This is a genomic window from Pinibacter soli (assembly GCF_029961145.1).
Classification (GTDB): domain Bacteria; phylum Bacteroidota; class Bacteroidia; order Chitinophagales; family Chitinophagaceae; genus Pinibacter; species Pinibacter soli.
Window position 1 is genome coordinate 562,983 of record NZ_JASBRG010000001.1, and the last position, 13,079, is coordinate 576,061.

Genomic DNA, 13,079 nt, shown 5'->3' on the forward strand with positions numbered 1-13,079 from the left:
GAGACGCATTCAATGCGTCTCTACGCGCTGCAACTAACACAACCTTCTTCCATTGTACAAACAGCACCTTCTGCGAATGTTTCTGTGCCATTTACAACAGGATCCATGTTGGTACCGCCTTGTTTTTCTACTGTGAATTTCACAGCTTCAGCAGCAGCTTGCGTTCTCAAATAATACATGCCTGTTTTCAAACCTTTTTTCCATGCGTAGAAATGCATGCTTGTAAGTTTTGCAGTGTTCGCCTGCTCAACAAACAAGTTCAAAGATTGTGACTGACAAATGTATGCTCCTCTGTCTGCCGCCATGTCGATCAAATTACGCTGCTTGATTTCCCAAACTGTTTTGTACAGTTCTTTAATGTCTGCAGGGATTTCTTTGATATTTTGAATAGAACCGTTGGCTGCAAGAATTTTGTTTTTCATTTCACCGTTCCACAAACCAAGTTTTACAAGGTCGTTCAACAAATGTTTGTTAACAATAATGAACTCGCCGCTCAATACTCTTCTCAAATAAATGTTGGAAGTGTATGGTTCGAAACATTCGTTGTTACCAAGGATCTGTGAAGTAGAAGCCGTAGGCATTGGCGCCAGCAACAATGAGTTTCTGATACCATGTTCTTTGATCTTCGCTTTCAATGCAGTCCAGTTCCAGCGGTCAGAAGGTGTTACATCCCACATATCGTATTGCAAAATACCTTGTGATGCAGGTGACCCTTCATAGGTTTGGTAAGCACCATGTTCTTTCGCCAGGTCATTACTTGCAGTTAAACCAGCGAAGTATAATGTTTCAAAAATTTCCTTATTCAATTGTTTTGCAGCATCACTTTCAAATGGATAACGCATTAAGATGAACGCGTCTGCCAAACCTTGTACACCAATACCAATAGGGCGGTGACGCATGTTGCTGTTCTTCGCTTCTTCTACAGGGTAGTAGTTGCCATCAATGATCTTGTTAAGGTTGATGGTCATTTGATACACTACTTCATATAGTTTGTTGTGATCGAAAACGCCGTCAGTCACGAATTTTGGCAACGCCACAGAAGCAAGGTTACAAACTGCAACTTCATCAGGAGAAGTGTACTCCATGATCTCTGTACACAGATTGCTGCTCTTGATGGTGCCAACATTTTTCTGATTGCTCTTTTTGTTGGCTGCATCTTTATACAGCATGTATGGGTTACCCGTTTCAATTTGCGCATCTATAATGGCAAACCAAAGATCTTGTGCTTTGATCGTTTTTCTCGCTCTGCCTTCTTTCTCATAACGCTCATACAATGCTTCAAACTCTTCGCCGTAGCATTCGTGTAAGCCTGGTGCTTCATCTGGGCTAAACAAACTCCAATCAGCATTGTCTTCTACTCGTTTCATGAAAAGATCGCAGATCCACAAAGCATAAAACAAATCTCTTGCACGCATTTCTTCTTTACCATGATTTTTTCTCAGGTCAAGAAAATCGAATACATCAGCATGCCAAGGTTCCAAGTAGATAGCAAAAGCGCCTTTACGTTTTCCACCACCCTGATCCACGTAACGTGCAGTGTCGTTGAACACGCGCAACATTGGTACGATACCATTGCTGGTTCCGTTTGTGCCACTGATGTATGCTCCTGTAGCGCGAATGTTGTGAATGCTCAAACCAATACCTCCGGCACTTTGAGAGATCTTCGCCGTTTGACGAAGTGTTTCATAAATACCGTCGATGCTGTCGTCTTTCATCGTCAACAGGAAGCAGCTGCTCATTTGTGGTTTCACAGTACCTGCGTTGAACAATGTAGGTGTTGCATGAATGAACCAACGTTCACTCATCAGGTTATATGTTTTGATGACATTCTCAATATCGGTTTTGTGAATACCTACAGACACACGCATAAACATGTGTTGTGGTCTTTCCACTACTTTACCATGAATGCGAAGCAGGTAGCTTTTTTCCATGGTTTTGAAGCCGAAATAATCGAATGCGAAATCGCGGTCGTAAATAATGGTGCTATCCAGCAGATGTGCATTTTCTTTGATCACTGCCCACACATCGTCGCTGATCAACGGTGTGTAGCGATCGCCTTCTTTATACTCATGCAATTGCTGCATGGTTTTGCTGAAGCTTTTTATAGTGTTTTTATGCAAATTGCTGATTGCAATACGTGATGCAAGCAATGCATAGTCCGGGTGAATAGTGGTAAGTGATGCCGCTGTTTCTGCTGCAAGGTTGTCCAACTCCGTGGTTGTAACGTTATCGTAAATGCCTTCCACTACTTTCTTTGCAACGCTGATCGGGTCAACCAATGGATTCAAACCATAGCCCAGTTTTTCTATGCGTGCCGTAATCTTATCAAACTTTACTGACTCTTTTCTTCCGTCTCTTTTAATTACAAACATGGGTTGAGTATTTTATTGTTCAAAAAACCGGTGGGGCGAATTAATAATTAATAATTAAAAATTAATAGCACACACCATGCGTACATTGGCTTACATCATAGGTTATGGATATGGACAAATGAAATCGTTAGAGGCCCTGAACTATTGGAGATATCCGTATTAATTATTAATTATTAATTCCGGCTCTAGAAATCTTCATCAGTAGAAAACACCTGCGAATCTTTTGCCGCTGTCACTCCAGCTTTCTGATAATCGCCAACGCGTTTTTCAAAGAAGTTTGTTTTACCCTGCATTCCGATCATTTCCATGAAATCGAAAGGATTGGCAGCGTTGAACATTTTTGGATATCCCAATTCAGACAACCATCTGTCGGCAACAAACTCGATGTATTGTGTCATCAATTTTGCGTTCATGCCGATCAATGCAACCGGCAACGCTTCTGTGATGAATTCTTTTTCAATTTCTACTGCATCGCCGATGATCGCATACACTTCGTCTTTAGACAATTTGTTGTTCAACATGCTGTACAACAAACATGCAAACTCACAATGTAAACCTTCATCGCGGCTGATCAATTCGTTGCTGAACGTTAAGCCCGGCATCAAACCTCTTTTCTTTAACCAGAAAATAGAACAAAAGCTACCGCTGAAGAATATGCCCTCAACTGCTGCAAATGCTACCAGTCTTTCTGCAAAGCTTCCTTTTTCGATCCAGCGCAATGCCCATTCAGCTTTCTTTTTCACCGCATCGATGGTGTCTATGGCGTGGAACATTTTATTTTTCTCTACCGGATCTTTGATGTAAGTATCGATCAGCAAAGCATATGTTTCACTGTGGATGTTTTCCATCATGATCTGGAAACCGTAGAAACACCTTGCTTCCGGCAATTGCACCTCGCTCATGAAGTTTACCGCCAGGTTCTCGTTCACAATGCCATCGCTCGCCGCGAAAAATGCCAGTACATGCGAAATGAAATGACGTTCACCATCGTTCAGCTTGTCCCAGTCCTTCAGATCGGCGCTGAGGTCAATTTCCTCCGCAGTCCAAAAACTCGCCTCATGCGTTTTATACATTTCCCACACTTTGGGATAGTTGATCGGCAGGATAACAAAGCGGTCCTTGTTCTCCTGGAGAAGGATTTCATTTTCAGCCATATAAATATTTTTTAAAAGTGGAAGTGTTGCCTTGTGGAGCGGAGACGGCTAGGCGACCCTTTGCATTGCAAAAGGCTAGAGCTGACGCTGCTTCAATCCACGAAAGCATTGTTTTTGACAACCATCTGGAAAGTATCCTGACTTACAGATTAGCATGTGAACCAATCTGCTCACAGTTGCGGGACAGCCCGTGATTTACACACGGTTCCTTTCTCATACCGGATTTTTGATCGGTAACCAGTTGGTCAGTAGCAAAGAACAAGTCAAAAGTAAACCCTGAATTCTATGATTGGGGAAACTATTTTCCACACCGTGTTAAAAACAAAATCAGTAAATACCCAACATACCGCAGTGTAAGCAATCCAGCGAAATTTCGGGTAACAAACACTATTTTTATGGCATATAAACACACCTATGGGGATATCTTTTAACGAACTGCTCACGGTTAGTTTCACGCTTTTTGCCATTATCGACATTGTAGGCTCAATTCCTTTACTGATCTCGCTTAAGCGAAAAATGGGCGGCCTGAAAGAGCTGTTGGCCACGCTGGTTTCCGGCGCCCTCATGATCATCTTTCTTTTCCTGGGAGAAAAGTTCCTGAGCGTGCTTGGACTGGATGTCAACTCCTTTGCGGTAGCGGGTTCCATAGTGATCTTTATCCTAGGATTGGAAATGATCCTCGGCATTGAGTTTTTTAAGAGCGAAGGTGATATTCGTTCCGGGGCCGTGGTGCCTATTGCGTTTCCTCTGATTGCCGGCTCTGGTACACTTACAACCATTATTTCGCTGCGATCCAATTACTCTGTCCCCACCATATTGGTAGCCATATTACTAAATCTTGTGATTATTTACATAGTGATGAAATCGCTTGATTTTATTGGCAAATTGATTGGCCCCGCAGGTTTGTTAGCGATCAGAAAATTTTTTGGTGTAATATTGCTCGCCATTGCGGTAAAAATATTTGCGAGTAAGGTGGGTGTGTTGTTTAAGTAGCCGCAAATTCCTGCTCTTTCCCTAAGGCCTCGTAGTACAATGGATAGTATAAGAGTTTCCGAAGCTCCAGATACAGGTTCGATTCCTGTCGAGGCCACTGTAAAAACTTCAAAAGCCCTACCAAATATAACTTTAACGGATATTCGCCTCATCAAGGGGTCACCAAGGGGGACGAGTTTAGCCATCTAAGAGTTGCGATCAAATCAATTTTATCCACACATTACAAACAACGATAATACAAACTATCAAACCGACTAATTTATTTAGTAAATTCATGCTGTAAATACATTTATTAACTAAACTTTATAGCATGTCAAAAGCTAAAAATGAGCACACTTCAAAGTCTGTGGCTTCTAAGGCGTCAAAACTGTTGAGCAGTTCAAGCTCATCAAAAACAGTTAAGAGCGTAGCTGCTTCAGCTTTGACTCAGGCTCGCAATAAAAAAAAATAGAGTAGCCGCAATGACTAACAGGTTAACTCTTAAGATCACAAACCAAAGTGAATAAGTTGCTAATGATGCGGTAACGCAAAATGGGCAACTTTTTTTTGTTTTGACACTTTTTCAAACTCCCTTATACCCAAATCTGATTTAATGCACCCGAAATTTTAATGTTGAATTAGTGTTTATATTTATTTTTTACTTTTAATATATTTTTGATAGTCTGTGAAAGTTAAAATTTTATCCTCAGCTTTTAAACCTTTTACAACTGGCACTCCATCTTTATAATAGAATTCATAGACAAATTTGTTTAAATATATTTTCTTTGAAACGTAAGCCTGATATGTTATTTCACCAGTGCAGAAGATAAAAAAAACCTTGTTTAGGCTTCCTACGTTACAAATCAACATTCGCACCCTTTTCGAGTGCGCGCCATACACCGTAGAAATTAATAACGTTCATATGCGTTGTTTTAGGAATGTCAATCTAAATAACTTTTTTTCACGTTTATACTTTCTGACACATAAGGGTTTACAGATTTTGAGGTTGTCCATCTCTTATACTCCAAAATTTTATATTATTGTTCAATTAAAAAATCAACAGGTGGTCAGTCCTCTTTTGCTAAAATATCTCCACCAAATTCCCCCACTTCATTTCTTTTTACTATTTTAATATTATGTCGCAAACCTTTATCGATCAACTGACGTTTTTTGCTGAGATCATTCCACTTACATATGTGGCGCTTTTTCACGTTATCAACCCTATTGGTTCAGGCGTACTGTTTTACAACCTCACTTCCCGTGCTACAAGCAAGGAAAGAAGGTCATTGGCAAAACACGTGGCACTCAATACGAGTATCATGCTCGTCATTATTTTAATGGCTGGTATTTATCTGTTGAAATTGTTTGGCATAACGGTTCCAATTATTAAAATGTGCGGTGGCCTGGTAATTCTGGCAATGGGCTGGCGTTCACTTCAGCAGGATGATGATGTTAATGATAGCGATAAAAAAATGCAGTTGACCAATGTACACACGAATGATGTCTACAAAAACAAACAGTTTTATCCTTTCACATTTCCATTTACAGTGGGGCCGGGCACTATTTCCGTTGCGCTCACAATAAGTGCCGAGTCATTGGTGCATAGGGGCAACAACGCAAACAGTCTTTTACAATTCGCAGGTGCTGTAACCGCTGTTATACTTATTGCTTTTACCATTTACGTTTGCTACGGCTCCGCAGATATGGTAATGAACAGGCTTTCCCTGCATATGCGAAAAGTAATTATGAAAATCTTTTCTTTCATTCTCTTGTGTATTGGCGGTCAAATTCTGTTTGGCGGAGTGGAGGATTTTGTGAAGTATATATTGAAATCTATTGCTCAACAGTGATTTAAACTTCTTCATCATGGCAGATAAACAAACATCTATCGCACCGTGGTTGTCGGTTTCGAACGCTGTTAAGGCAGTTGCCTTTTATAAGACAGCTTTTGACGCGGTAGAAACTTACCGGCTGGAAACGCCGGACGGGCTTGTGGTAAAACTGTCTGTCAACGGGGCTGAGTTCTGGATCAGTGGAGATTTAAATGATCACCATAATATTAAAACTTTACACGCTCTTGGAGGCAACACAGTAAGAATGATCTTAACAGTGAAAGATCCCGATACCTTTTTCGCGAACGCGATTTCAGCCGGGGCTACTGAAATATTTCCCGTCGGCGTATCGCACGGATGGCGCCTCGGCCGCATTGCAGATCCTTTTGGGCTTCACTGGGAAATCGGCTACGAGATCAAAGAATAGTTCATTATTCATCTTCACCGTGCTGAAGTAATTGTTGCAAAAAACCATTCAGTGCCGCAGTTTTATTTCCAAGCTGCGAGAAAAATTCCTGGTCAAATTTCTCGACTGTAACTACTGCCTTTTTAATGACCTTTTTGCCTTCCGCTGCCAATGTAATTACCTTCGCTCTTGTATCGGTAGAATGCTCAGTTCTTGCAACAAACCCCTTTTGCTGAAGCGTTCTCAGCACCGTGGAAGTCGTCATCGGATCGATCTTTGTGTGCGCGGAAAGCCCTATCTGTGTCACCTCTTTATTGTGCAGTAAAAGCCAGTGCGTACTTGCCAACAATACAAACTGGGAATGAGTCAGATCGTATTGCTCAAGCGCTTTACGTATTTCTCGCTGCCACAAATTAGTAACCTGCCACAACAAAAAGCCAGAACTTTCTTCTGCCTTGTCTACATTAAACGTGTTGTCGTTCGATTTCATTTTGCTAATTTAAATCACTTCCAATAGCGTTACTAACTTTTTCATTCTGAAGCGCAGATGCCGCATTTATTTGTTCTTGCATGTCCTGCGGTAATGATTTCGCCATATTTGCTGCTACAAGTTTGATCCAAACGAATGACAACAATCCCTTCATCGTTAGTTTGTTTGTAACTTTTAAGCCTTCTGGTGTTTCCTCAAAAATATGTTCGTCATAAAGTTTTGCCAAAGGGAAACTGGTAACATCTGTGAACTTTTGGTTCCTAAGCGTTTCGATCAATTTCACTGTAAGCTTCGGACCACCCTTAGGTTTTAACATAAATTGATTTCCTGCTTCAAACTTTCCCTCCAGTTTTGTTTCCTCCAGTCCGTTATCCCAAGTTGGCCATCCGTTTACATTTTCAAATAGTTTCCACATTTGCTCTTTAGTAGCTTTTGTTGTTACAATGGTGTGTGATTTTGTCCACATAAAAGTTTGTTTTACTTTTTATATGTACAAATATAATAAGCGTACTTATAATATGAAAATTAATTTTTATCCGAACGAACTTTCGGCTTTAGCAACTATAGTTTATGCTTGAGAAACTGCTGTACCCGCAAGCTTTTCATAGATAAGCCGCAGCTGTCTTATATGTCTTGTAGAATGACAATACACAAATGTTATCCATTCCTGTCCGGTCAGCTCGCCGAGACCAGGCAAAGAAAAATCTGTGTAGGTAGCTTTGAGATCCATTGTCTCTGCAACCTTACGCATTGCTTCGCGGTTTATCTTCCACGCTTTGTGGGCGGCATCCTTATCATGCGGCCCGTTAGAAGGAATGATAAATTCAGGAGAGTGCATTTTTATGGTGTAGTCAAGAAAAGTATTCTTGATGATTTCAACATTTGCGTCCGGCGCCCTTTGTGTTGTGGCTACATGTCCGCTCCAAATTTTTGCACATCCTTTCTCTGCTCTGTAAATATGCTCGGCGACTTGTCCGCCGGTCCAGCTTCCCTCAAATGGCACCTGGTTAAATTGCTGTTGCGAAAATTGTTGAATCATCTCCAACATTCCCTCTGTAGTTTCATCTAACCAGTTTAAAAGTTCTTGTCGCATATGATTGATTTTGTTTCTCAAAACTAAAATGCTTAAAAAACAATACCGAGGGTAAATGTGACAAATGCTGGGGCTTTTGCGACATTATTCAGCGCCTTAGGATTCTTTTTAACCGCAGAGAAAAGGAGTTTTTTTTCACACAGAGGAAAGGAGATTTGTGAATCACCCCTTCTATGTGATCCGGGCAGCTAAGAATATTTTGAAGCAATTCCTCCGTTCACTCTGTGAAAAAAAACTCCTTTTCTCTGCGGTTAAAAATAAATGCACCACCCCTGTGAGTCTTTGCGCTAAAAGCGTAACTTATGAATTCCCTGTCCCTGCTATTAGCCACCTCAAAAAATTTAAGCAATGAATATTCCTACAGGACAACAGGCAGTAATGCCTTACCTAATTCTGAAGAATGCACATCGATTCATCGAGTTTACCAAACATGTATTTGATGCTGAGAAAACACTTGAAGTGCATCGCGATGATGGCATTACTATTACGCATGCACAGATCAGCATTAGCGGCAGCACCATTATGTTTGCGGAAAGTTCTGATGAATATCCCACACAAAATGCCAACCTGTTTGTGTATGTTGATGATGCTGATGCTACATATGAAAAGGCGCTCAGTTTTAATGCAACCTCATTAATGGCGCCGGATGACCAACCATACGGAAGAAGCTGCGGAGTAAAGGACCCGTTTGGCAATACATGGTGGATCACTTCTGTTTAGTATTTTTGAAAATACAATCGTAAACATGCAAGATTTCAGATTAAGGGTTTTTCATGCAGTGGCTTCTCACCTAAGTTTTACCAAAGCTGCTGCGGAATTGTTTATCACACAACCGGCGGTTAGCAAAAACATTCATGAACTTGAATCGGAATTTGACATCCGTTTGTTTGAAAGAAAAGGAAATAAAATAAGCCTGACTGCTGCGGGAACAATTCTATTGAACTACACCGAGCAAATTATTGATGTTTACAAACAAATTGATTTTGATTTAAGCGTCATCAAGAAAAAATTTTCCGGCAGGCTGGAACTGGGCGCCAGCACTACGATTGGACAATATGTGTTACCGCAGGTGCTTGCAAAATTCTATCAATCATTTCCTGAAATCAAACTGAGCCTTGTCAACAACAATACGGAGAAAATAGAAGCAGCGCTGCTCGACAAAAAAATCGAACTGGGCATTGTTGAGGGTCGCACGCAAAACAAACAGCTTAAGTACACTCAGTTCCTGAAAGATGAATTGGTGGCTGTTGTGCATACCAAAAACAAACTTGCAAAGAAAGACGTGATCACGCTTGCGGAACTGCAAACAACACCTTTGGTTTTGCGTGAAAGAGGTTCCGGCACATTGGAGGTAGTTGAGCATGCATTGCAAAAGCATAAGATCAAATTGTCGCAACTTCATGTCGCCATGTATCTTGGCAGTACGGAAAGCATCAAATCTTTCCTGAAACATTCCAACTGCATCAGTTTTATTTCCATCAGCGCCATTGCGAATGATGCGGCTAGCGGTGAGTTTAAGATCATTGATATTGAGGACTTTGATATTAAACGTTCATTCTATTTTGTGCATTTACAAGGCAAGCCCAGCGGCCTTGCCAGCACTTTTATGCGATTTGCCGCGCAGCATTATAACCAGAAGTTATAATGCATAATTATTTGCGATTTACACCACTTCTGTATTCTGTTCAAATTTGCTTTCACAAATCAGTGTAATGGAAAGCATTTTTAGTACAGAAGGCGTGGGAAAGAAAACAGTTTTTATACTTGCGTGTAGCATTTGCCTGTTGCCATTCGTTAACGGATTAGAGGCATTGCTCGCAGGCTTTTTACTGGTACAATTCACAGGTAATCCCTTTGAAAAATACACGCACAAAGCAATCAAGCTATTTTTACAGATATCCGTGGTAGGTCTTGGTTTTGGCATGAACATTCACGAAGCGCTCGAAGCGGGCAGGCAGGGATTTCTTTTTACAGTTGCTTCTATTTCTGTAACGCTTATTCTTGGTTTATTGATTGGCAAATATTTTTCTATTCAGCGTAAAACATCTTTGCTCATCGCTGCCGGCACGGCAATCTGTGGAGGCAGCGCCATTGCAGCAGTATCACCCGTGATTAAAGCAAATGAAAAGGAAATGTCTGTTTCCCTGGGCACCATCTTCATTCTTAATGCCATCGCACTTTTTATCTTTCCTGTTATTGGTCACTATTTTAATTTAACTCAGCAGCAATTTGGTTTATGGTCTGCGATTGCTATTCATGATACAAGCTCCGTTGTTGGCGCAGCACACGCCTACGGGCAGGAGGCTTTGCAAATTGCAACTGCCATAAAACTTGAACGGGCTCTTTGGATCATTCCAGTATCAATCTGCGCAGGATTACTTTTCAAAAACAAAAAAGCGAAGATCAATATTCCGTGGTTCATTTTACTGTTTGTATTGGCGATGATCATTAGCAGCCAATTTCCTTTGCTTCAAAAACCGGCGTTGTATATTTCAGAATTTGCAAAAAGATGCTTGGTGCTTACATTGTTTTTCATCGGCACTTCATTAACGAAAGATGCGCTGAAACATGTGGGCACAAGGCCTTTATTGATGGGGGTTTTATTGTGGCTATTTATTTCAGCAACCTCTTTGTTCGTGATTATTTCATTTGTATAAACAAAAATAGCTGGCAACATTATCAATGCCAGCTACCAGGTTTCTATATACAGGTGCGTTGTTATTTTATTACCACCACTTGTTTAACGTAGAGTTTATCATTTACTCTCAGTCGCACAAAATAACTACCAGCAGCCAGACGTGACGGCAAGGTAATATTGAAAGTATGGTCTCCGGTTGAGTAGTATGACCGCTGAATTAAAGTTTGCACCAATGCTCCTGTCGCGCTATAAATATCTGCTGTAAGCTCCTGTCTTTGTTTCAGATTTACGCTTATTGTAAAATTGCTTCGAGCAGGATTTGGATAAACGCTCCATCCGAAAAAGTTTTCAGGTCGAACTGCATTATTTGTATCGCCTGGAATCAAAGGTAATGCTGTTAAATCGGTAAAGAAAGAAGGGGAACCCGTGAGGGAAACGTTTAATGATGGAACGGCTGACTCAAGGTTAGTCGCGGTATAGTTCCATTCTTTTTTACTTACAGTAGCCCCAACGACTCCTGAAGGAAAATTATATGTTGCATTGGCCACTTCCGATAAGTCGACAGTTGTTCGCGCCCACAAAACATACACATATTTTCCTGAGCTATTTTTGAATGCCCCGCCATTAACTGACGACGGAAGATTCAATGCCGTTGTCTTTGCCACATCATACTTGTATCCGTACAGGATGTCGGATGTTGTTTTATATGCAATCCCTTCATCTGTATATTGCTGATTGTAAACACCACCATTTGTCAGTGGACCAATGCCATCCAGTTTTTGATATAATCCCATCACATCATAGCCATTCGTTGCAGTAGCATAGTCGCCGTTGTTGCCTATTCCGTACACATACATTTGACTGATACCATTCATTTGCGATTCTACCATTGCTTTAATGATGTAGTTTCGTTGTACTTCAATGCCGCCAAAGTAAGTGCTGGTAATATTTCCGGGAATATTGCTTTCCGTACAGATGATTGTTTTCTTTGGATAGCTTACGCCATTGTAACCATATTTTGAAAGCACATCTTCGAAGGTTTTCTTTACACCGATGTATGAATCTGCGCAGGCATCAGAGTGTCTTTTATATTTTACAGTGCCTGTTACTCCATCCCAATAAGCAAGATCATAAATTGGATAACTGTGAAAACTTAAACAATCGAAGTATGCGCCGCCTTTGTTAGGATATGCTGCGGTTACACTTCCATCAACAGGATTGTCGGTATTGCGCAGCAATACGTCAAGAAAGCTTGAATAGCCAAGTCCTCCTGGTGCTACATATGCAGTAGGATCAACCGTTTTGATTACATCGTAAGCGATTCTTAATAAGCGAATGTATTGATATACTGGCGCACGGAGGTTCAGTAATTCGCAAGGCGTTGGCGTATTCTCAAACCAGTTTCCGGCATTGCCTGCGGCTTTCCAACCATTTGCGCCACCATCCTGATCGGGCTCGTTTATGATCTCCCAAAACTTTGTTTGGTTCTTGTACATGCTTACTGTTTTGTACACGTATAGTGCGAAATAGTTGTTATCATTTACAGGCGTTCCGTTTTCACCATTATCCCAAATAGGTTCGTACATATTGGCAAATAACTGCGAAGGGACAGAGCAACCGCCGTACGTATTATTGTCTTTATGCGCTGCAGAAACAGGCGTGCCGAGAAACACAGTCAGGTCTTGCATTCCCAGAGATGCGTAGTGATTGAATTGATCAACGCGTATATTGTAACCCCATGTTTGAAGAAAATCCTCGTATAAAGAAGGGCGTACAGTTTTTACGCCAGCCCCTTTCACGCCTTTTGCCAGATTACCGGCGGCAATATCTGCAATGGTTCCATCATCCCATGAGGTTCCGTAATAGCCCATGTTGCTGCCGAACAGATAAAAGTTTGAGTAAGCCGGTGAGCCTTGAGGATCGTTCGCAGTATAGTTGACTTGTGCAGTTAGTTTCAGAGAGATAAATACACACAAAACAATAGTAAAGATGTTTTTCATTAATGATTGAATTAAAATAGAATACAATTAAAATTCCGGCTGTGTAAAGGTTATAGTGGTGTGTATAATGCCGAGAGTGTCGAAACGCCTGATGACAACACAATTATTCTGCCATTTTTCCT

Annotated in this window: 12 protein-coding genes, 1 tRNA gene and 1 riboswitch; of the genes, 7 read left to right on the top strand and 6 right to left on the bottom strand. The window is 41.0% G+C overall.

The genetic code is table 11. The annotated features are described in order from the left end of the window. Nucleotides 1-20: 20 nt before the first annotated feature. Both QJ048_RS02150 and QJ048_RS02155 read right to left on the bottom strand, forming a co-directional pair. On the bottom strand, nt 21-2,372 hold the full coding sequence (locus QJ048_RS02150) for a ribonucleoside-diphosphate reductase subunit alpha (protein ID WP_282332684.1): 2,352 nt from the start codon (nt 2,370-2,372) through the stop codon (nt 21-23). Nucleotides 2,373-2,557: 185 nt separating this feature from the next. Next, complete coding sequence (locus tag QJ048_RS02155; protein ID WP_217791577.1) at nt 2,558-3,526, bottom strand: ribonucleoside-diphosphate reductase small subunit; 969 nt, start codon at nt 3,524-3,526, stop codon at nt 2,558-2,560. 110 nt (nt 3,527-3,636) lie between these two features. Beyond that, nucleotides 3,637-3,783, bottom strand: a riboswitch (cobalamin riboswitch). 157 nt (nt 3,784-3,940) lie between these two features. Between QJ048_RS02155 and QJ048_RS02160 the strand changes: the two genes are divergently transcribed. From QJ048_RS02160 to QJ048_RS02175, 4 genes are all read left to right on the top strand, one after another. Beyond that, the gene (locus tag QJ048_RS02160) at nt 3,941-4,519 is read left to right on the top strand and encodes a MarC family protein (RefSeq protein ID WP_282332685.1); all 579 of its coding nucleotides are present in this window, start codon (nt 3,941-3,943) and stop codon (nt 4,517-4,519) included. A gap of 25 nt (nt 4,520-4,544) precedes the next feature. Further along, a tRNA-Arg gene (locus QJ048_RS02165) sits at nt 4,545-4,616 on the top strand. 1,018 nt (nt 4,617-5,634) lie between these two features. Continuing rightward, nucleotides 5,635-6,348 (top strand): MarC family protein, encoded by a 714-nt coding sequence (locus tag QJ048_RS02170; RefSeq protein WP_282332686.1) that lies wholly within the window; start codon nt 5,635-5,637, stop codon nt 6,346-6,348. Nucleotides 6,349-6,364: 16 nt separating this feature from the next. Next, the gene (locus QJ048_RS02175; RefSeq protein ID WP_282332687.1) at nt 6,365-6,757 is read left to right on the top strand and encodes a VOC family protein; all 393 of its coding nucleotides are present in this window, start codon (nt 6,365-6,367) and stop codon (nt 6,755-6,757) included. Between the two features lie 4 nt (nt 6,758-6,761). Here the strand turns inward: QJ048_RS02175 and QJ048_RS02180 are convergent, their stop codons facing one another. The 3 genes from QJ048_RS02180 to QJ048_RS02190 all read right to left on the bottom strand — a co-directional run bounded on the left by QJ048_RS02180 (nt 6,762) and on the right by QJ048_RS02190 (nt 8,319). Further along, complete coding sequence (locus QJ048_RS02180) at nt 6,762-7,226, bottom strand: MarR family winged helix-turn-helix transcriptional regulator (RefSeq protein ID WP_282332688.1); 465 nt, start codon at nt 7,224-7,226, stop codon at nt 6,762-6,764. Between the two features lie 4 nt (nt 7,227-7,230). Next, nucleotides 7,231-7,692: an SRPBCC family protein gene (locus tag QJ048_RS02185; RefSeq protein ID WP_282332689.1), complete on the bottom strand. Its 462-nt coding sequence runs from the start codon at nt 7,690-7,692 to the stop codon at nt 7,231-7,233. A 102-nt stretch (nt 7,693-7,794) separates the two neighbouring features. Then, nucleotides 7,795-8,319: a DinB family protein gene (locus QJ048_RS02190; RefSeq protein WP_282332690.1), complete on the bottom strand. Its 525-nt coding sequence runs from the start codon at nt 8,317-8,319 to the stop codon at nt 7,795-7,797. A gap of 348 nt (nt 8,320-8,667) precedes the next feature. On the opposite strand from QJ048_RS02190, the gene QJ048_RS02195 reads away from it, so the two are divergent. From QJ048_RS02195 to QJ048_RS02205, 3 genes are all read left to right on the top strand, one after another. Further along, a complete protein-coding gene (locus QJ048_RS02195; RefSeq protein WP_282332691.1) occupies nt 8,668-9,039 on the top strand; it encodes a VOC family protein in 372 nt (123 codons plus the stop codon). A gap of 25 nt (nt 9,040-9,064) precedes the next feature. Further along, a complete protein-coding gene (locus QJ048_RS02200) occupies nt 9,065-9,964 on the top strand; it encodes a selenium metabolism-associated LysR family transcriptional regulator (RefSeq protein WP_282332692.1) in 900 nt (299 codons plus the stop codon). A gap of 67 nt (nt 9,965-10,031) precedes the next feature. Continuing rightward, a complete protein-coding gene (locus QJ048_RS02205) occupies nt 10,032-10,976 on the top strand; it encodes a YeiH family protein (protein ID WP_282332693.1) in 945 nt (314 codons plus the stop codon). A 61-nt stretch (nt 10,977-11,037) separates the two neighbouring features. Here QJ048_RS02205 and QJ048_RS02210 read toward each other — a convergent pair whose 3' ends face one another. Beyond that, complete coding sequence (locus QJ048_RS02210; protein ID WP_282332694.1) at nt 11,038-12,957, bottom strand: T9SS type A sorting domain-containing protein; 1,920 nt, start codon at nt 12,955-12,957, stop codon at nt 11,038-11,040. Between the last annotated feature and the right edge of the window lie 122 nt (nt 12,958-13,079).